The organism is Mesorhizobium sp. M00.F.Ca.ET.216.01.1.1, from assembly GCF_004010325.2.
Taxonomy (GTDB): domain Bacteria; phylum Pseudomonadota; class Alphaproteobacteria; order Rhizobiales; family Rhizobiaceae; genus Mesorhizobium.
In genome coordinates this window covers 83,349-102,898 of the sequence record NZ_SADR02000026.1, presented here as the reverse complement: position 1 = coordinate 102,898, position 19,550 = coordinate 83,349, and the positions used below count along the sequence as shown (strand labels likewise).

Below are 19,550 nucleotides of genomic sequence, written 5' to 3'. Positions count from 1 at the left end.
TGCCGCGCGAGGTCTTGCCGTCGATGGCCACCAGCGCTGGCGCGTCCGGATGCATCGCCGTCGCCCAGGACTGGAAGCAGTTCGCAAACAGCCCCGGATCGATCCGGTTCATCAGCAACCGCAGCCAACGCGAACCCGGAACCCCGTGATGATAGGGCAGGAAACGGCGCAGGAAGGCCACATTGTCCTCGCCCCAATCGGCGATGTCCTCGAAGTCATCGCCCGCCGCGATGGTGCCGCAAACCACCAGCAGCAGAACCTCAGACAGAGGATGCGCCACCCGCCACCCCTCCCGGTCATCCTCGATCAGGGCGAAATGGTCCAGCAACAGCCGCAGACGCGGCTTCTCGGCAGTCTCAGGCATGGCGGTGCTCTCCGAATCAACGTCACCAACAGAATCAGAACCGTCGCAATCCCGAAACCGCCGTTAACCCGAGTTCAATGCCGTGCGGCAGCGTGTCGTCAGTTTGATTTCTCTCGAATTAGCCTGGAGAATAAGGAACGGAACTGCGCACCCATCTCGGGCGACAGGCGGAATGAGCGCCCGCCCCTGCCATCTTCGGTCCGATATACGATATCATGTCCCCGTTCGCCGGATCGATGGTCGGTATGATCAGATCAAGGCGCTCGGCGCGCTCCAGATAGACGGCGACATTGTCTTTCATAGGTCGCACCAGCACGTCCTTCATGACGCGCCTCCCACAATCGCCTTGATGTCGGCGACGAGGCTTTTGAGGATGGTGACCTCCAGATCCTCGGCGTCCGTGTAATCGCGCTCGCGAACCCGCGCACCCTGACGGCCAAACCTTCCAGGCTTTTTGCCTGGGTCTGCATGACACGATCGCGGGCCCGGACGAACGCCGCGGCCTTTTTGGCCTCCTTCTTTTCTGCCTTCTCACGGCGGGACCTGAGACGATCGAGCTCTTCCTCGATCTGTGCCGTCCGGGCCGTGGCCTCGTTCCATCGATCGCTCGCGGCGTTCAACTCCGCCTCGAGCCGCAAGAGCTTTGCGTCGGGCTTGCGCTTGGTCTTGCCCATTACGCGGTCACCTTCTTGCCTATGAAAGCTTCAAACGAGGATTCCGATAGCCTCATCCATTTCCGGCGGTCATTCTCATGGACCTGGATGACCGAAAATCGCGTTCGCCGCAAACCTTCGTGTCGAGCAGCTTCACGCTGTAGCGGTCGGCGTGAATACTGATCGCCGCCGGCATAAACGCCATCGCCCTCGTATCGACCGGTTGCCCATTGTCCAAGGACACCGAGGGCGAGAGGACGTTCGGGCTTGTCGAGACACTCGATGTCTTGAGCGAAGCGAACGAGCGGGTTTATCTCGATCGCCGCTTTCTTCATTTCCGCCAGATGGAAATCGAACCGTTCGCGGGCCGTCATTTCCTGCGAAGCTTTGGCGGCCGGCGGCGCCAAGGTGACTGCCGCGGCGGCGGTTGATGCTGCCGCAAGACCAAGCATGAGGCGGCGGCGGTTGAGAGAAAGAAATTCTCTGAATGGCCCCCGAGTGGTTCGTCCCCATTTTGGCGGTTTCGATTGTTGACCCCCGCCCCCTCTATCCAGCCGGAACCAATGCGACCGGGGGCGGTTAACTCTCGAAGGGACTGCAACTGAAGCGGAACAATGTTTGACTTTTTGGACATGGAACTGGCTACGGCCAGGCAGCGCGTTAACCGCGCGGAGCTTGCCCTGAAGCGCGCGGAGCAAATGCTGGACGAGGACTGTGGAGTCGGGATCAATCTCCAGCTCTGCAACAGGATACGGTCCGCGCAACGGCGCGTGAGCGACGCCAGAGAGCGCCTGGTGAAGATCGATCCCGCCAGCAATGAAGGACTTCGCACGGGTTGAACCACATCTGGGCCGTGAAAGCCTTCCGATCCGATCCGATGCGAGCTCGGCGAGCGATGGCTTTGCGATCGGCGTCCGCTCATGGCCGCGCGCGGCTTTGCGACCGCGTAAGGTCGGACATCGGAACGAAAGGCAGATTCGCGAATTCTACTGCTGGATAATTTGCTGGATAATTGGAATCTGGATAATTGGAATCGTCGGCCATGAGGCTCGCGACCCTCCATCTTGAAAGCTTGTCTGGACTACTTGCTACCGCCATTCGCCTTGACGCTGCTGCAGAATTCCGGATGGCTGTTGGCGCGTTGGCAGCCTTCGCCTCGTCGTTGCAGGCCGCCATCATCGCGGTCTGGTCTTCAGGCGACAGCGCCTTCCAGGCCTTTACGAACTGGTCGTTGCTGACCATCGTCTTCATGCTGGAGTCGGTGTAGAAGGGCTGCATTTTGGCCGGATCGTCGAGTGCCGACGTGCCGGTGTTCCCCGCGCCGTTACTGTCGAAGCAAGGCCTCTCCATATTTCGCCCACAACTGCTCGCAATCTCTGGCCCGAAGGCTCGGCGTCCCCGATTTCCCGTACATGACCATCGCGGCTCGGACGTCGTAGCCCAGGATCGAAGCATTAGCGACAAACTGGATGGCTTCACCTAACCGGCGGGAGCCGATCGTAGCATCGGATTCGGTGGTGGTATCGAACACACCAAGGATCTGCGCGTCCTTATTCCTGGCCGCCAAAGCAGCGGCCATAGCGTCTTCGTTCACATCTCTTGCTCCCCAGACTCGATTCGCTCCTCCCAGAAGTCCTGCAGCGAAGCGTGGCGTAGGACTTCCTCGCCTCTTAGGTGCTTCACGCGGATGCCCGGCTTGACCCACTGTGTCGCCGGCCGTTTCTTCATGTCCTTCGGCGCCGGGCCGGCATGTTCCTGGACACGTTTCCAGAGTCGTTCCCGCATCTCGCGATTGACGCTGACAAAGGCACTGCCAACGTACTTGCGGGTGCCCGGCTCTGCCATCAGAGCGAACGCGGGTTTGCCTCTTTCGCGTTCAACACCCAGAAGCTCGAATTCGCTTTCGGTGAAGGTTTTTGACTTCAGCCAGTTGGTGGTCGGGCCGCTGCGATACTTGCTGTCCCGACGCTTCGACACCATGCCTTCTAGGCCGGCGTTGTCGAGCAGGTAATAGATCGCATCGGCCTGGCCGAGAAGCGTCTCGCTGAATTGGATCCGGCTATCTGGCCTGATCAGCCCTGCCAGGATTTCCCGCCGGTCTTCCAAAGCCATGTCGCGCAAGTCATGGCCGTTGAGGTGCAGCAAGTCGAAGGCGATGAAATAGAGGTCATGCTGTCGTCGAGTAATTGCTTTGCGCAGCGCGGCAAAATCCGACAGGCCAGCCTCGTTGAGAACGACGACCTCACCGTCAATAATGGCGTTGTGTACGTTCAGGCCTTTGGCGGCTTCAGCCAGGTCGCGGTACTTGGCCGTCCAGTCCAGCCCGCGGCGGGTGAAGATGCGAACATCGGCGCCGTCGATGATGATCTGCGATCGGTAGCCATCGAACTTGGCCTCATGAATCCAGTCGCTACCTTGGGGCGGTTTGGCGACCAAGGTAGGCATCATCGGAGGAATAAACTCTAGCCGGCCGGTGCCAGCACCCACTCGCCTACGCACGGATTCGAGTCTAGGCCCGGCCCGTCCGGCGGCTAGGGGAACGGAACATGATCATTTTAGTAAATTAGCTACGACTCATGTACAAAACAGCGTAGCCGGCGATCGCCCTCCAAACGCGCCCCGCCGGTCAGGCCCAGCAGCCGCCCCCCAACCCTGACTGCTGGGCCGCCCAAAAGCGCGCGTCCACTACGCAACAAAACGCGTCGACTGGCGTTCCGTTCGTCATGACAAAGCTATCTCAACTCGGGCCTCCGATCACCGGCCGCCGACATAGCGGCGAGCATTTTATCGAGCAGGGACATTTTCATACTTGCCCAACGTGCGGACAGCCCGTCGATAGGCGCGATCTGCGGCAGGTCATCTGGCATGAGCAGCCGGGCCACGAGCCGCTCGAAATGGATGCCTAACACAAAAAGCCCGCCGACGGATGCCAGCGGGCTGCATGTCGGGGAGCCTTCCGCTCTTGGTACCCGAGCAACACCTGGTTGAAGAACGCCATCCGCGCGGTGCAGATCAGCACTTCGCAAGGACGTTAGCAGCGACGGCATCCCTAGGTTGAGTTAACTTGCAGCAACGCGGGAGACGGGCTGGCGCGGGTGGCGACTGGAGCGCCTTCGCGCCAGGCGGACGGTCTTGGGGACCACAGGCCTTCGGGGGATCGATCCTAAGCGGGTTGAACAAGCCGAAGCCGACATGACGGAGGCCCCCATGTCCCGGACCCGTTCGTTGCGCGCCGCGCTTTTTCAGCTTCACCGCATTCATCGCCATCGCCTTGCTTGCCGCGCCGCTGGCGCTGATGGCTCTCACGCTCCAGACGACGCCCATCATCTACACGACTCTAAGCCTGCATATGGCGATGTCCGTCGTCATGGCCGAAGAGAGGCTGGCATGACGACGCGACGTTGGACCCGGCGATCGCGCCCGATCTATTATTTCGACATCATCCACGACTATCCCTCGATCGGCGGGGTCGTCGAATTCTCGCAAATCCTGTTCGAGCAACTGAAACGCCGGTATGGCGCGTGGCTGGTCTCCGCCCGTGCCGCTTCGGCGCGGCTCGGTCTCGCCGACACGGATATGCCCTATCTCGAACGCGAGCGGCGCGTCGCGACAATGCTCGCCGCCGCTGATCCGGATGCGACATTCTTCTTTCCCAATTTTCATTCGCCGATCGCGCGCCGGACTTTCGGGCCACGCCCGAGGATCGTCAACGTCGTCCACGACGTCCAGTTCGCGTTCCTGCCCGAGCTGTTCGATCGAGCGCACGTCGCCTGGCTGCATCAAGCGTTTGCTCAAACCCGAGAGAATGCCGACGAGATCGTCTTTGTCAGCCAAACGAGCAGGGATCAATTCATCGCGTGTTTCGGTCAGCCGAGGCGCTGTCAGGGCATCTACAATCCGATTCGGGCCGTAGCGGCGGGAAGCGAGCGCAACACCGCCGCACCTTTTCTGTTGACAGCCGCCCACAGCGACCATCATCCACATAAGAATGTCGACAGACTCCTGCGCCTGTTCGCAGCCTTGGCCGCACGCTCGGAGGATTTGCAGCTCTATGCCACCGGCCATGGGCGTGAGACGTTCCAACGGGCCCTGGAGCCGTTTCCCGAAAATGTGCGCCAGCGGGTCCACCATCTCGGGCATGTGCCGCGCGCCGAGCTCGATCGACTTTATGGCGGCGCCCAGGCCTATGTGTCGCTCTCGCGCTTCGAAGGCTTCAACATGTCAGCCGCCGAAGCCGCGAGCCATAGCACGCCTCTGATATTGTCCGATCTGTCGGTGCATCGCGAGTTGTTTGGGCCGCAGGCGTGCTTCGTCGATCCGCTGGCGTCGTCAGTCGACGAGGTCTTGTGCTTCCTCAACAGGATGGAGGGCAGGCATGCGGGCGCCTGGCGGTACCGGGCGTGCTGCTCGCCGGAGCATGTTGGCGCGGCCTATGCACGGGTCATCGAATCGCAGGCTCGCGAGAAGGCGCAGCCGGCCGAAAAGGGTCATCGCTGTCAGCTCGCGTTCTCGGCTGCCTCACAGGCGTCGCGAAAGATCTCACCGGTTCTTCGAAGCGCACTGTTTGTGGGCACCATGCTCTCCGGCTCGACGACGGGACTTGCGCTGGCGATTGTGATGGCCGCGTCGACGGCGATGGCGGCGGATGGCGGTCCTGGCGGCCCCGAAGGCCAGGGAGGCGGCAACGGCGGCGACGGCGGCGCCAGCACATGGGAGGGGACCGCAAGCGCCAGCGGCGGCGAGGGCAGCGGCGTCGGAGCCGGCGGCGGGGCCGGCGGCGCCGGCGGCGCTCACGGCTACACGGGCGATGGCGTAAGCCTGCCGGAAGTCGATATCTCTGGTTCTGCAGGCGGGCCGGGCGGAGCCGGCGACGATGGCGACGGTGGTGGTGGTGGCGGGGGCGGCGGTTACGGGGTCGTGATTCACCCTGTTGGACCAGGACTATCGATAGATCAGAACATTTCTGGCGGGGATGGTGGTGCTGGGGGTGACGGCAGCGGCGGCGGCGGCGGCGGCGGCGGCGGGCTTTATTTCGGTGGAAGCACAGGCAATAGCTTGAACCTTTCGGGCATGGTTCAGGGCGGCAATGGCGGCAATGGCGGCAATGGCGACGTTGTTGGCAGTGGCGGCACTGGCGGCGACGGCGCCGAAGGCGTTTGGCTCAACGGCGGCGCACTCACTGTTAATGGGTCCATCCGCGGAGGAAACGGCGGAGCGGGCGGAGCCGGCGGCCTAGGCGGCGGCGGCGGCGGCGACGGCGGCGCCGGTGTACGCGCCGACAATGGCGGTGTCATCACTCTGTCCCCGAGTGGGAGCATTGAAGGCGGCATCGACATCTTCTTCGCCGCCGATGGCGCCGGCATCGTCGGCGCCGATCTCACCGTCATCTCGGCGGGTCAGATTGTTGGAGGCCTGTCGGGCGACGGCCTCACCCGCGCCAATGCCATCGACTTCACGGGAGGGACTAACCGTCTGGAGCTTCAGAATGGGTATGGTTTCGTCGGCAATGTGGCCGCGAACGGCACTCTCGACACCCTCACGCTTGGCGGCGCTCAGAATGCGAGTTTCGACGTTAGCGGCATAGGCGCGCAATACACAGGTTTCGAGGCGTTCGAAAAGGTCGGCGCAAGCACCTGGACCCTGGCAGGAACGACAACCGCCGCCACTCCATGGACCATTTCAGAGGGCACGCTGTCGATTTTCTCTGACGCTCAGCTGGGCGATCCATCCGGCGTGCTCAGCTTCAAGGGCGGCACGCTGCAGACCACGGGCAGCTTCACCACGGCGCGGGGTGTCACGCTCTACGCCGCCGGCGGGACCTTCCAGACCGACCTCAACCTCGGGCTCGCCGGCGCCATCGACGGGTCGGGGGGCCTCACCAAAATCGGCGCCGGTATGCTGATCCTGACCGGCGCCAACACCTTTACCGGCGGCACCGCCATTGCCGAAGGCGCGCTCCAGCTTGGCGATGGCGGTGCGACTGGCTCGATTGTCGGCAATGTCGTGAACAATGCCGTGCTGGCGGTCAATCGTTCGACCGACCTCACTCTCGATGGCGTGATCTCGGGCGCCGGAGAGTTCAGGCAGATCGGAACCGGCACGACGACCCTGACGGGCGTCAACACCTATACAGGCGGCACGACGGTTGAGGCCGGCACGCTCCAGCTCGGCGATGGCGGCGCGACCGGCTCGATCATCGGCAATGTCGTGAACAATGGCGTGCTGGCGGTCAACCGTTCGACCGACCTCACTCTCGATGGCGTGATCTCGGGCGCCGGCGCATTCCAGCAGATCGGAACCGGCACGACGACCCTGACCGGCGCCAACACCTATACCGGAACAACAAGCGTCAACGCCGGCACGCTCAGGGTCGAAGGTTCGCTCGGTTCATCCGCGACGACGGTGGCCAGCGGCGCGACGCTTGGCGGTTCTGGTTCGATTGCCGGCCCTGTCACCGTTGCCGACGGCGGAACACTCGCGCCGGGCTCGAGCCCCGGCACGCTGACCGTCGGCTCGCTTTCGCTCTCTGCCGGCTCGATGCTAGACTATGAGCTCGGCCAGGCGGGCGTGGTCGGCGGCGGCGTCAACGACCTGACCGAGGTGACCGGCAATCTTGTGCTCGATGGCACGTTGAACGTCACCGACATCGGCGGCTTTGGGCCTGGCGTGTACAGGCTGATCAACTATGGCGGGGCGCTGACAGACAACGTGCTCGAACTCGGCGGGCTGCCGGCGGGCGTTGATGCCTCCGACCTGTTTGTGCAGACCCGCATCACCGGCCAGGTGAATCTGATCAATAGCGTCGGCGCCGTTCTGAGCTTCTGGGATGGCGGCAATACCGCGCTGCACGACAACGGAGTCAATGACGGCGGCAATGGTGTGTGGGATGCGGCCAATCGCAACTGGACAGAAGCCGACGGCATGCCGAACGGCCACTGGAACCAGGACTTTGCCATCTTCGGCGGCACGACGGGCACCGTGACGGTCGACAATGCGGCCGGCGCGGTCCTGTTCACCGGCATGCAGTTCATGACCGACGGCTATGTCGTGGATGGTGATGCGCTGACCACCAACACGGCTGAGACCATCATCCGCGTCGATCCCAACATGTCGGCGACGATCGCGGCGTCCATCAACGGAACTGGCGGCCTGGTCAAGACCGATGCCGGCACGCTGGTGCTGAGCGGCACCAACGGCTACACCGGCGGCACGACAGTTTCGCAGGGGAGTCTTGTGGCAGCTGTCACTGGTGCGCTCGGCACCGGCCCGGTGACGGTCGACGAGGAAAGCGGCGGCAATGGGGCCTTCCTTGAGTTTACAGGCTCGGCGAACGCCGGAACGCTCGCCATCGGCCTTACCGACCAGTTCAGTGTGCTGTATTTTCGCCAGAATGCGTCCGCCGGCGCGGCCACGATCGACGATAGCGGCCAAATCATCTTCTTTGACACGACCTCGGCGGGAACCGCGACCATCGACATCAATGCCAATCGTGTGGCCTTTAACGAGAATTCGACTGCAGCCGACGCCGCGATCACCGTCAATGGCGGCGGTATGCTTGGTTTCTCCGACAATGCCACGGCCGGCAATGCCACCATCACAAATTCAAGCCGCTATGTTGTTTTCGCTGGAAACAGCACGGCCGACGGCGCAACGATCGTCAACAATGATGTGGTCTTCGTTTCCGGTCTCACAGCAGACGGCATCGGCATCGGTTCGCTCTCGGGTGCGGGCACCGTCTATCTCGGTTCCAAGAGCCTGACACTCGGCGGGCTCGGGAGAAACGACACGATCAGCGGTGTCTTGCTGGACGGCGACCCCTCCGACGGCACAGGAGGCTCGCTTATCAAGACCGGCGCCGGCACGCTGACCCTGACCGGCGCCAATGGCTACACCGGCGGCACAAACGTCTTGGAGGGGACGCTCGACATCGGCGGCGGCGGCACCGCCGGTTCGATCGCCGGCAATGTCGATGTCGCGGCTGGCGGCACCCTTGCCTTCAACCGCAGCAATGATTTCTCCTTTGCCGGAACCATTGGCGGAGACGGCGCGGTCGAGAAGCTGGGTGCTGGCGCGACGACGCTGACAGGCAATTCCAGTGCTTTTACCGGAACGACAAGCGTCAATGCCGGAACACTTGTGGTGGACGGTTCGCTTGGCGACGTGATCGACGTACTGTCGGGTGCGCGCCTGGAAGGCTCCGGCACGGTCGGCACGACGACGATTGCTTCAGGCGGCACCATCGCGCCCGGCCACTCGCCCGGCACCTTGACGGTTGCCGGCGACATCGCCTTTGCCGCCGGCTCGACCTATGAGGTCGACATCACGCCGGCGCTCGACGGCGACCTGATCGCAGCCAGCGGCACGGCAACGATCGACGGCGGCACGGTCGATGTGGTGAAGGCGGCCGGCACCTATGTGCCCGGCAGCCGCTGGACGATCATCGGCGCCGGTGGCGGCGTGACCGGCACGTTCGCCGCACTGACCCAGAACATGCCGTTCGTCGATCTGGCACTGGCCTACGATCCGAGCCATGTCTATCTCGACGTGGCGCGCAACGATGTCTCCTTCTGCGATGTGGCCCAGACCTCAAACCAGTGCGCGACCGGCGATGCGATTGAAAGCAGCGGCGAAGGCAATGTCGCCTATGATGCCGTCGCGGCCGTTACCGACGAGGACAGCGCCCGCGCCGCACTCGATGCGCTGTCGGGCGAGATCCATGCCAGCCTCAAAGGCACGATGCTGGAGGACAGCCGCTTCGTGCGCGAGGCGGCCCTCGACCGCACGCGGGCAGCCTTCTCAGGTGTGGCTGTGCCGTCGCTGCCGGTGATGGGCTACGGCCCCGAGGGCCTGAGGCCCCAGCAGCAAGAGGCGCTGGCGCGGGAAGGCAAGAGCGCCGAGGTCTTCGCACCAGCCCCGGCCGATACCGACCGCTTCGCCGTGTGGGCGCGCGGCTTCGGCTCGTGGGGGCAATGGGACAGCGACGGCAATGCCGTCGACTTCGAGCGCTCGATCGGCGGCCTCTTCATCGGCGCCGACGCGCTCGTCGCGGAGACCTGGCGGCTTGGCCTTCTCACCGGCTACAGCCGCTCGAGCTTCGATGCCGACGACCGTACCTCCTCGGGTTCAAGCGACAATTATCATCTCGGGCTCTATGGCGGCACTGAGTGGGGCAATCTCGGCCTGCGCCTCGGCGCCGCCCATACCTGGCACGACATCGAGACAGGCCGGTCCATCGCCTTTCCCGGCTTTGCCGACAGCGCGCAAGCCTCCTACGACGCGCGCACGGCGCAGGCCTTCGGCGAGCTTGGCTACCGCATCGCCAGCGGTAACTTCGCCTTAGAGCCGTTCGCCAATCTCGCCTATGTCAACGTCCACACCGACGGCTTCACCGAAGAGGGCGGCGCGGCGGCGCTGACCAGTGCGAGCTCGGACACCGATGCCACCTTCACCACGCTGGGCCTGCGTGCGGCGACCGATTTCCGGCTCGGCGGGGTAACGGCGACGGCACGCGGCATGGTCGGCTGGCGGCATGCCTTCGGCGACACCATCCCGACCTCGACGTACGCCTTTGCCGGCAGCGACGCCTTCACCATCGCCGGAACGCCGATCGCCGAGGACGCTCTGGTCCTCGAGGCCGGGTTCGATGTCGGCCTTTCGGAAAAGACTTCGCTCGGCGTCTCCTATTCCGGCCAGGTCGCCAGCAAGGCCAGCGATCACGGCTTTAGGGCGGAGTTCACGGTGAAGTTCTGATGTCTCGTAGCGAGGATTGCTGCAGAGCAAGGGCCGCTGTCCGCCGTCAGGCAGTCATTCAACTCAATTTTCGCATGGACCGCATCGGGTCGGACTTTAGCCTTCACCGTGCCGGCGAGCGGCGCTTCATTGAGAAGCGCCGCTATTGAGCACTACAACTCCACCTGCTCGGAGATGGCCAAGGCGTCGTCAACTTCGATCCCGAGGTACTGCACGGTGCTCTCCAGCTTCTTGTGGCCGAGCAGAATTTGGACGGCGCGCAGATTGCCCGTCTTTTTGTAGATGTGCGCTGCTTTCGTCCTCCTCATCGAGTGCGTGCCGTAACGTTTGGGATCAAGCCCGATGCTCGACACCCACCGCTCGACGATCCTGCCATATTGCCGCGTCGACAGATGCGGCTTTGCATGCACGCGACTTGGAAACAGGTAGTCCCCTTCGCCCAGTCTACGACCTGCAATCCAGGCAGCGATAGCCTCTCGTGTCTGGTCGGTCAGTTCGAACTGCACCGGTCGGCCGGTCTTCTTCTGAATGATGATCGCCCGGTCGCGAACCCTTCCAGAAATGGAAACATCCCCGACCGAGATCGCGACCAGGTCGCAAGCGCGCAATTTGCTGTCGATCGCGAGATTGAACAGCGCGAGGTCGCGCTTTGCGCCCCATACCTGGAGGCGGGTTCGGACGGCCCAGACCTCTTTCGGCTTCAATGGCGGTTTTTGACCGATAATGCGGCTCTTGTTCCAGATGAGCATGGCCTTTCTCCCGAAAGCCACCCTCCACAGCCGCAGCGCTCAACATTCAAGCCGCCCGATTGTACCTCGTCTTAGAAATGACCTTTCGGGTGGGAGATTGCCGTTCGGCGTGGCTCTGCCGAACGGCCTGTTCGCGGACATTCCGGTCGCTCAGCTTCAGTCGACGGCCAAAGGAGGCTTTTCCCGACGGCGGAATGACAATGCGCGCGGCCATACGGCCGCGCGCTTCAGTTGTCGGGGGTCCGACCGATCAGATCGCCTGACCACCCGAAACCTCGATCCGCTGTGCCGTAACCCAACGGTTATCCTCGCCCAGAAGGCTTGCCACCATCGGCCCGATGTCGTCTGGCAGCCCCACGCGGCCAAGCGCGGTCATCCCTGCGAACTGCGCGTTGACTTCGGCATTGTCGCGCACCAGCCCGCCCCCGAAATCGGTCTCGATCGCTCCGGGCGCGACCGTGTTCACTGTGATCCCGCGTGCACCCAGCTCTTTCGCCATATAGACGGTCAAGATTTCGACCGCCCCCTTGGCGGCCGCATAGGCCGAGAAGCCCGGATAGGACACGCGGGTCAGGCCCGAAGAAAAGTTCACGATCCGCCCGCCATCTGCGATGAGCGGCAGAAGCGCCTGCACAAGGAAGAAGACGCCCTTCACATGGACGTCGAACAGACCGTCGAACTGCGCCTCGGCGGTATCGCCGATCATGGCGAATTCGCCGTGGCCGGCATTGTTGATCAGGTAATCGAAGCTGTCGCGGCCCCAGTTCTCTTTCAGCGCCGCGCGCAGGGTTTCGGCAAAGGCCGCGAAGCTGGCGACCTCGCCGAGATCGAGCTGCAGGGCAACCGCCTTACGGCCCAGGGCTTCGATCTCGGCCACAACCTCGCGAGCCTGAGATGCGTTGCCGCGATAGGTGACGATCACGTCGCGGCCATGCTGCGCGATGCTGACAGCGGTGTTGCGGCCTAGGCCGCGGTTGGCGCCGGTGACAAGTGCGATCTTAGTCATGCGGGAAGTCCTTTCATCCGAAGCGATGGGGACAACATGCGGCAAGAGCGTCTCCAGTTGTTGCCGATTCCTCGCGTAGTCTTGCCTGTTCATGCAAATCTGGATCGGCCTTGCCGCACAGGAGTTGCCAGAATGTCCGGATTTCTTGCCTGATCCTTCTTCAGTTCTTGCCTGAAACGCCACCACCCTTCATCTTGCCCACATGAGCCGAACGCTTCTCGACCTTGTGCGCAGCTTTGCTGACACTCATGCCGACCGTTTCGGGGCGGCGTCGACGCCTATTCCCGGCCTGACCGCGATCCGCGCCACGCAGCCCGGCGAATTACAGGTGGCTGTCAATCGGCCGCTGGTGGCCATGCTGTTACAAGGTGCCAAGCGGGTCACGATAGGGGCCGAGACATTGGAATTCGGTCCGGGCGAGTCGCTGCTGATCTCGGCCGATGTGCCCACGGTCAGCCAGATCACGCAGGCAAGCCTCGGCGCGCCCTACTATTCGCTGGTGCTGGAACTCGATCCCGTCCTTATGCGGGAACTCGCGGTCGAGATGGCGGCGGTCCCGGGCGATCCGCGCGAGCCTGTCCGAGTGGAGCCGACCGACGCAGATGTCGCCGATGTGGCCCTGCGCCTGATGCGGCTTCTGGACCGTCCCTCTGCCCTCCCGGTCCTGCAAGGGCCGTTGCTGCGCGAGATTCATTTCTGGCTTCTGGCGGGACGGCACGGATCGGCCCTCCGCAGCCTAGGCGGGGCCGATGGCCATGCACAACGCATCGCCTGTGCGGTCGCTATGATCCGCGAAAGCTATGCACGGCCGATCCGCATCGAGGAACTGGCCGAGGCCGCGGGGATGAGCACCTCGTCCTTCCACCAGCATTTCCGCCAGACCACCACGCTGTCTCCCTTGCAATTCCAGAAGCAGTTGCGCCTGATCGAGGCTCGGCGCCAGATGCTGGCCGATGGCACGAGCGTGAGTTCGGCGGCTTATGCGGTGGGCTATGAGAGCGTGCCTCAGTTCACCCGCGAATATGGCCGTCTGTTCGGCAAACCACCGGCCCGCGACATACGGCAGGCACAGATGGATGCGTAGTCTGACTCTGCTTCAGAAGAAAGCGAGCGTCCGCTGTGGTGACAATCGAGCCGTTCATGACGGCTGTTGCAGATGACCGCAGAGGGTCGATACCGGCATTCCCGCTCGGGTACCAAACGTCAGATTTTCACCACTAGCAACCTTCAGTCGTCGTCTTCATCTGACCCGGAGCTGCCGACTTTGCATCGGTGTCCTGCTGGCCAGGAGCCGCCTGTTTGGCGCTGCCTGTCTGTTGGCCCGGTGCGCAGTCCTTTGCTGAATTAGGGTTGGTGGCGTTCGTGGTGGTCGAGTCGGTCCCCTGAGTGCTGGGCACCGTCGTTGTGGTCGAAGACGATCCGCTCGTGCTGGTGTTGGCCGATGATTGGGCAAAGGCAAGGCCGGTTGACAGGGCCATCATAACCGATGCGATTAGAAGTCTTTTCATCATCATCTCCTGTTTCAGGAAGCTGCGACGTCCCTTCGTTTTTATAACCCGTGACTTCACCGGCTGTTCCGCGATTAGGGAAAAAGCTCGCCGGCCTAAGCCAGCGGGAAGGATCTGGAGTAGCCAGAGTGTGGTCTGGCAGATTGCAAACGGTCCAATCCGGCTTTTGTTTCGGGATTTTCTAAACTGACCTTGGAGCCCCGCCAGCGCGCGTTTCCGCCGGCCGCTGCATGCTCCTTCGGGCCTCGCTAGCGAAAGAAATCGACCGGTCCTACGCCTACTCGGAATGGGTATTCCAACTCGGAATTGCGCGGAACCGTACAAAGCTGATTTCAAGCAACCAATTCGGTTTGCCAAGCATTAATTTGGGAAAGCATCGGGGAGCAAGACCATGCTGCACTTTAACATGCCTCGGGAATTTGAGGTCGGTGACGAGGTCGCGCTGACAAGTACGATCATCACGATTCTCCCGAGCGGACGCGCCAGAGTGAGCATTCCATCGTATGACCATCCTTATGCGATTGTTCCGCCACCCAAAGCCCGCGCCGGAGACCAGGTTGTTCTTGTTGGAGACGTCACCCGCATCGATCGTGAAGCCAACAAACTGACAGTGCGGATCGACTGCGGCGGCGTGATTACGGTCGACAAGTCGGCGATCACTAGGCTGAGAAAGCACCGCCGGGACGAGCGCGAAGGCGCTCGGTAGCCCTACCGGTGTCGTGATCCAGCAGAGCGATGATATCGTTTCGCTTCAGGGAGGCAGTAAACGCACCGGGAGCAATCTTTTCCCTAAAACTCCCTCCAATGGTCGCAATGTCGTGGAAGCGCACGCAGTAACCGCTGATGACACTTTGCCATCAGGCAAGGTGATTTTGCGGGTGTATGTTGTGCTCTTTGAGCGCGCGGCGTTTACCTTCTCAACCATGATATCCAATCTCCCGCGCTGCGCGCCATGATATCCAATCTCCCGCGCTGCGCGCAGCCAACGCTCCAAGTGTCCGTCGTGTCTGTCGCCGCAGAAGGTTGGTTGCATGGGGGTGAGAGCCGTCCACTCGACGTCCTCGGCGCTGAACTGGTCAAGCAGCGAGTCATATTCGGCGCGCGCCATCTTGAGCGCTTCGATAGCCTTAGCCATCGCCTGGACGAGCCGCGTGTATTCGGGCTTTACAGCCTCTCTGACCTTTGTCGAGGCGGCGCCTTTCGCGGCATTAAGGCGCGCGGAGAGCACTGCCAACGCTGCAGCGATGTCTGCGGTTTCGGTGGTTATTTCCCTGACGCGGCGGCGTGGCGCGTTGTCATGCGATCAGGCAGCAGCCTCGAAATTTTCGACGTTGTCATTGTCTGCCGTCGGCACCTTCGCCTTCGCTTCCGCGGCTGCAGCCCAAACGTGCTGTTTGGCGCCGCGATCGGCATAGTGATTCGAATAGCCAAGCGCCATGCCGATGTCCTTCCAATGAAAGCCGGCCAGGATCATCTCAAGCACGTTGGCTGACGCCTCGGAGAGGTCGGGGCGCTCCGGTTCTTGCGGAAGGCATGCCGGCCGCCTAACGCCTGCTTTGCCGCCAGAGACGCGGCCAGCATCATAGTCTTCACCGCCGCCCCGTTTCGCAGACGCGTCATAGAACGGAGCACGCTCTTTGCCAGACTGGTCGACGTAGGAAACCATCAATCCGCCTGCAGGCGAGCGTTTGGCCTTGCCGTGGTAATTGAAGCGCATATCGCCAAGACCCAGAACGTCGTCTCCTATCTTCCTCACAGGCGTCGACGGACCAGTATGGCGATATTCGATCACTCGAGGGGCGCCTGCCGCAGCTTTGTTGGTGATAACACGCACGCGCAGTAGGTCGCCAAACATCATTTCTATAGTCGGCCGAACCTTGTGCAGACGCTCACCTCGCAACCTGATTTTTTCACCGTCTTCCGCCACCTCAAAGCCGTCTTCCTCGCCGTAAATCTCCCGCGTGGGAGCACGTCCCCCTGCGCGGATAGCAAGCGCAGCGCCCGGTTCAACTTCAGCGATTGCTTTCAACACAGGCAAATTTCCACGCCATCGTGGATCCACATTGTCGTTGGCGGAAGCAGGGCGTGGACGGCAAGCATCCATCCGGCGCTGCTCTTCTTGCTTCTTGGCACCCAGCCTGGCGCGCAGCGCGGCGCGCTGCTCTGTTGTGTTGATTATAGGCGGCTTGCCAGTGCTCTCGTGCCGCAACAAGCGTGGACTGCTGATGAATGATAGATTGGTCATTGTGGGTGGTCATCCGCTTGAGAGAAGCCGGCCAGGCCGGGCAGTCCGTTCCGCAATGCGCGGGGCGGTAGAAAAATCAACAACTAAAAATATCCGCATGACAGGGTACGGCGGGACGGGAGGCTCCAAAGATCGAAGGCGCCCGGTCACTCTTCCTTCAAGTCTTCAGCTTCGTCCTTCAGCCGCTGCCAGTCGGCACCGTGCTTGCGAAGCAGAGCCCGCGCCTGTTTGGGCGTCACGTCGGTCACCTCCGCCAAGTGCTCAACCTCAAGCTCTGCACCCTTCTTAACTCGGCTCGTGTCGCTCGTCTTCTTGACTACCATGTTGCGTCTCCTTGGCCCGCGGTCAGTGGCAACGAGTGTTGAACGTTGAGGTTCCGCCCCTGTGGAACAAACCGCCGCGCGTCGGATTACTGAGCCGGAGGAGACCACTATGCTTAGACTGTTGCTCGTTGCAGGCGCCCTCTACGCGGCATTCCAAATTGGTAGAGAATACGGCCGCGCCGAGGCGGAGGCTATGCAGCAGCCTCCTGTCGATGACGAGCGGCCTCCAACGGCAAGAAACGAGGCAGAATTCGGCGAGCCGACATAGGCGTTTGCTCGTTGTCATTCGCCTGTCGCAGGTCGGGGCGCAACTGGTAGAGTTCTTTCCAGGTGATGCGGCGTATCTGCACCGACTCGGCGCCTACGGCCATGGTTCGGGATATCATGCTGCCTCCTACATGCGCTGGACGTTCTCAGCGACGTCGACGGTCAGCACGCCGTCCTCGCCTTCAATCAGGATGATGAATTTCCCATAGCCTGTGCAGCTGTCAGGCGTCATCACGCCAATCACCTGGCACGGCATCCAATGCTCGCCGCCGCCCATTTGTTTGATTGGGTACACGGCTTCGAAAGGTTGGATTGACAGAGTTTGGGACTGCATTTGATTGCATTCATTGTTTTCTCTCCTCTGGTTTCTTTGTTTTAGAGTGACGAAGTTTGCACGGGTTCGAACCCGTGTGCGAACCTTCGCACTCGCAGGGGGTATAAGGGGGTGTGCGAAGCACATAGTTCGAAGGAGTTCGAAGGAGTTCGAAGGTAGTTCAAAGCCTAGTTCGAAGGCGCCTCCCCGGGCGCGGTAGGCCAAGAAAAAGCCGGCGACGCACCTGAGAATAACCGTCGTCGCCGGCTTGAAATGAACAGGCAGGTGGCTTCAAGTCCGGGAACTCAAACCTGCGGGTTCAGCAACCTCGTCAATATGATCCCAATCATCCAGGCTGACTAGCCGAATCTCGGCTGCACGGGTCCGCCGCCTTCGGTGGTGAACGAAAAAGCCGGCAGACATCGATCGAGGGGATCGACGCCACCGGCTCAAAACTGACCTAAGCAAGCGGGCGGGGGTGCTTGGGGGTATTGCCTGCTCAAGTCACCATCGGACTATGGGCGCAATCGGGCCCCCTGGCCAGATAAATCTTGGCTGCACTACACTCAGGTACGCCAAATTCTTCAATAAAAAATGGTACGTTATGCCATGCCTGCTTTGTTCACGCTCGCAGTTGGATGCAGAATAATGAAGAACATAGCGGCAACTTGCGGCCATTTTCCGTACAAAATCCGTACAAGGAATCTCCGTTCGTTTTTGGCTAACCCTCGGTATATTTGACAGACCCGGGCGGAATATAGGAATATTACAGCATATTGTACTTCGCGGACCCACAGTGCTATGAATGAGCACTAGCCGGGAACCGAAGGCAATTTTTGGTGCCCCGCTCGGGGGTGGCAGCTCTGGTGCGCTTTGTTTATCTCGATGAGGCTGGGACTTCGGCAAAGGAACCGGTGACCGTCGTGGCCGGGATAATCGTTCACGCTGACACCCAGTGGCGTCCTGCCGAAGCTGACGTGAATCGTATCGTGAAAGATATGGTCCCCGAACGTTACAAAGAGAATTTCGTTTTCCACGCCACTGAGATTTGGGGAAGCCGTAAGTTTCGCGATGGCTGGGACCGAAATGACCGCACCGCTTTTTTAAAGGAGATGATGTCAGTTCCTCATCGACCCGAGCACCCGCCACGTTGCGGCGAAGACTAATTGCGGCAGATACAACCGGAAATCTCGACAGACTTCATCGAGCGCCTTGTTCAAATCCAATGGATGCAGGTGCGAGACGTTCCATTTTTCACCGCCAGCGGTCGCCGTGGCCGCTTCGACGGCGGATGCAACAAGGGGAACGTCGGCAGAAAACAGTTGCGGCGACGCACAGCTGCGTAGCCGCTTGAGAAGACGGGTTCGACTCAAGGCCTCAAGGCCCATGCTAAACTGTGCTCCCGGACCGAGCAATGTCCCGACCCGAAGGATACTTCGGCCGACGGTCGGTTGCTGGAATATTCGTTTTGTGATATTCGTATATTCCGAAAGGAATATATCTATGCCGCTCTATGTCCGTGATGATGATGTCGATGCGCTTGCCGTCGAGCTGCAGAAGCTCACCAAGGCTCGCAGCAAGACGGAAGCCGTGCGCTTGGCGCTCGAGCACGAGATCGCGCGCCATCGCGCCAGCGTGCCGCTCCGTGAGCGTATTGCCAAGCTGCAGGAGCGAGCAGCTGCGATCGGCCTTCCGAATCCAAACTTCGACATGAAAAAATTTACTGATGAAATGTGGGGCGACGACTGATGTTCATTGACGCTTCGGTCATCGTCGCCATCCTCAACAAGGAGCCCGGCTGGGAAGAGCTGGAGAAGCAGCTTTCAGCCGCGGCCAAGCCCGTCTATCTCTGTCCCCTTGTCCGCGTCGAGGCTGTACTGGGTCTCGCGCGAGCGGCCGCCGAATCCATCAGGAAGAACACCAAGGCCACGCCAGCCATGCTCGCGCATGCCCGTGGTCTGGTAGACGATTTCGCGACTGAGATTGCCGCCAAAGACATCATGATATCCGTTGACATCGGCAACGGCGCGATCGACGCCAGCATGAAATACGGCAAGGCTGTCGGGCACCAAGCCGACCTCAATTTCGGCGATTGCTTTGCCTATGCATGCGCGAAGGCCCAGCGTCTACCACTTCTTTACAAGGGCAACGATTTTTCACTGACGGATCTGGCTTGAGCCGCCGCCTTCTCTTGATGGAATCGCGTTGAAAGTCCGCCAAACAACGCGGTGGCTTGTGAAAACTGCGGTGGCGAACCGTCCGGGCAATACTCGGGCCGCAGGTTCAGGCAACACGCTGCTGCCTCATATACGTCGGCGCCTACAGATAAGCGGTCGTGTGGGCGCATTTTACGCATTCTGGGGCACCGGACG

The 19,550-nt window shown here is 61.5% G+C and carries 19 protein-coding genes and 1 pseudogene; 6 read left to right on the top strand and 14 right to left on the bottom strand.

Going from position 1 to position 19,550, the window contains the following annotated elements:
• The 3 genes from EN859_RS27995 to EN859_RS27985 form a co-directional block, all read right to left on the bottom strand.
• Positions 1-364: ISAs1 family transposase (locus EN859_RS27995; RefSeq protein WP_135913554.1), on the bottom strand; the 364-nt coding region annotated here is incomplete at its 3' end.
• 254 nt (positions 365-618) lie between these two features.
• Entirely contained in the window at positions 619-1,038 is a 420-nt protein-coding gene (locus EN859_RS27990; RefSeq protein ID WP_127855944.1) for a hypothetical protein, read from the bottom strand.
• Positions 1,038-1,424, bottom strand: coding sequence for a hypothetical protein (locus tag EN859_RS27985; RefSeq protein WP_127855943.1), 387 nt, complete (start codon positions 1,422-1,424; stop codon positions 1,038-1,040). Before EN859_RS27985 ends, EN859_RS27990 begins: the two co-directional genes overlap by 1 nt.
• 207 nt (positions 1,425-1,631) lie before the next feature.
• Between EN859_RS27985 and EN859_RS27980 the strand changes: the two genes are divergently transcribed.
• A complete protein-coding gene (locus tag EN859_RS27980) occupies positions 1,632-1,856 on the top strand; it encodes a hypothetical protein (RefSeq protein ID WP_127855942.1) in 225 nt (74 codons plus the stop codon).
• Positions 1,857-2,098: 242 nt separating this feature from the next.
• Here EN859_RS27980 and EN859_RS39650 read toward each other — a convergent pair.
• The 3 genes and pseudogenes from EN859_RS39650 to EN859_RS27965 all read right to left on the bottom strand — a co-directional run bounded on the left by EN859_RS39650 (position 2,099) and on the right by EN859_RS27965 (position 3,462).
• Positions 2,099-2,367, bottom strand: a pseudogene (locus tag EN859_RS39650) (hypothetical protein).
• A complete protein-coding gene (locus tag EN859_RS27970; RefSeq protein WP_245525727.1) occupies positions 2,342-2,611 on the bottom strand; it encodes a hypothetical protein in 270 nt (89 codons plus the stop codon). The pseudogene EN859_RS39650 and the gene EN859_RS27970 overlap by 26 nt, the downstream one beginning before the upstream one ends.
• Positions 2,608-3,462 (bottom strand): ATP-dependent DNA ligase, encoded by an 855-nt coding sequence (locus EN859_RS27965; RefSeq protein ID WP_127855958.1) that lies wholly within the window; start codon positions 3,460-3,462, stop codon positions 2,608-2,610. Before EN859_RS27965 ends, EN859_RS27970 begins: the two co-directional genes overlap by 4 nt.
• A 942-nt stretch (positions 3,463-4,404) precedes the next feature.
• Between EN859_RS27965 and EN859_RS39640 the strand changes: the two genes are divergently transcribed.
• The gene (locus EN859_RS39640) at positions 4,405-10,767 is read left to right on the top strand and encodes an autotransporter domain-containing protein (protein ID WP_189502270.1); all 6,363 of its coding nucleotides are present in this window, start codon (positions 4,405-4,407) and stop codon (positions 10,765-10,767) included.
• A 152-nt stretch (positions 10,768-10,919) separates the two neighbouring features.
• On the opposite strand, the gene EN859_RS27920 is transcribed toward EN859_RS39640, so the two are convergent.
• Positions 10,920-11,516, bottom strand: a complete 597-nt coding sequence (locus EN859_RS27920) for a tyrosine-type recombinase/integrase (RefSeq protein ID WP_189502268.1) — start codon at positions 11,514-11,516, stop codon at positions 10,920-10,922.
• Positions 11,517-11,766: 250 nt separating this feature from the next.
• Positions 11,767-12,522 (bottom strand): SDR family oxidoreductase, encoded by a 756-nt coding sequence (locus EN859_RS27915; RefSeq protein ID WP_127855940.1) that lies wholly within the window; start codon positions 12,520-12,522, stop codon positions 11,767-11,769.
• Positions 12,523-12,724: 202 nt separating this feature from the next.
• Here EN859_RS27915 and EN859_RS27910 point away from each other — a divergent pair, with 202 nt between their 5' ends.
• Positions 12,725-13,606, top strand: coding sequence for an AraC family transcriptional regulator (locus EN859_RS27910; RefSeq protein ID WP_127855939.1), 882 nt, complete (start codon positions 12,725-12,727; stop codon positions 13,604-13,606).
• 133 nt (positions 13,607-13,739) lie between these two features.
• Here EN859_RS27910 and EN859_RS27905 read toward each other — a convergent pair whose 3' ends face one another.
• On the bottom strand, positions 13,740-14,090 hold the full coding sequence (locus EN859_RS27905; protein ID WP_127855938.1) for a hypothetical protein: 351 nt from the start codon (positions 14,088-14,090) through the stop codon (positions 13,740-13,742).
• Positions 14,091-14,421: 331 nt separating this feature from the next.
• Here EN859_RS27905 and EN859_RS27900 point away from each other — a divergent pair, with 331 nt between their 5' ends.
• A complete protein-coding gene (locus EN859_RS27900; RefSeq protein ID WP_127855937.1) occupies positions 14,422-14,736 on the top strand; it encodes a hypothetical protein in 315 nt (104 codons plus the stop codon).
• Here the strand turns inward: EN859_RS27900 and EN859_RS27895 are convergent.
• From EN859_RS27895 to EN859_RS27880, 5 genes are all read right to left on the bottom strand, one after another.
• Positions 14,690-14,860 carry an HK97 family phage prohead protease gene (locus EN859_RS27895; protein ID WP_245525726.1) on the bottom strand — a complete coding sequence of 57 codons (171 nt, stop codon included), beginning with the start codon at positions 14,858-14,860 and terminating at the stop codon, positions 14,690-14,692. The two genes, EN859_RS27900 and EN859_RS27895, sit on opposite strands and share 47 nt — an antisense overlap.
• Complete coding sequence (locus EN859_RS39635; RefSeq protein ID WP_245525732.1) at positions 14,782-15,264, bottom strand: hypothetical protein; 483 nt, start codon at positions 15,262-15,264, stop codon at positions 14,782-14,784. Before EN859_RS39635 ends, EN859_RS27895 begins: the two co-directional genes overlap by 79 nt.
• Positions 15,265-15,333: 69 nt before the next feature.
• On the bottom strand, positions 15,334-16,275 hold the full coding sequence (locus tag EN859_RS27890) for a hypothetical protein (RefSeq protein ID WP_127855936.1): 942 nt from the start codon (positions 16,273-16,275) through the stop codon (positions 15,334-15,336).
• A 146-nt stretch (positions 16,276-16,421) separates the two neighbouring features.
• The gene (locus tag EN859_RS27885; protein WP_127855935.1) at positions 16,422-16,598 is read right to left on the bottom strand and encodes a DUF3606 domain-containing protein; all 177 of its coding nucleotides are present in this window, start codon (positions 16,596-16,598) and stop codon (positions 16,422-16,424) included.
• A gap of 1,698 nt (positions 16,599-18,296) precedes the next feature.
• On the bottom strand, positions 18,297-18,566 hold the full coding sequence (locus EN859_RS27880; protein ID WP_127855934.1) for a hypothetical protein: 270 nt from the start codon (positions 18,564-18,566) through the stop codon (positions 18,297-18,299).
• A 115-nt stretch (positions 18,567-18,681) separates the two neighbouring features.
• Here EN859_RS27880 and EN859_RS27875 point away from each other — a divergent pair, with 115 nt between their 5' ends.
• Complete coding sequence (locus tag EN859_RS27875; protein WP_127855933.1) at positions 18,682-18,927, top strand: type II toxin-antitoxin system VapB family antitoxin; 246 nt, start codon at positions 18,682-18,684, stop codon at positions 18,925-18,927.
• A complete protein-coding gene (locus EN859_RS27870) occupies positions 18,927-19,355 on the top strand; it encodes a type II toxin-antitoxin system VapC family toxin (protein WP_127855932.1) in 429 nt (142 codons plus the stop codon). The genes EN859_RS27875 and EN859_RS27870 overlap by 1 nt, the downstream gene beginning before the upstream one ends.
• Positions 19,356-19,550: the final 195 nt, after the last annotated feature.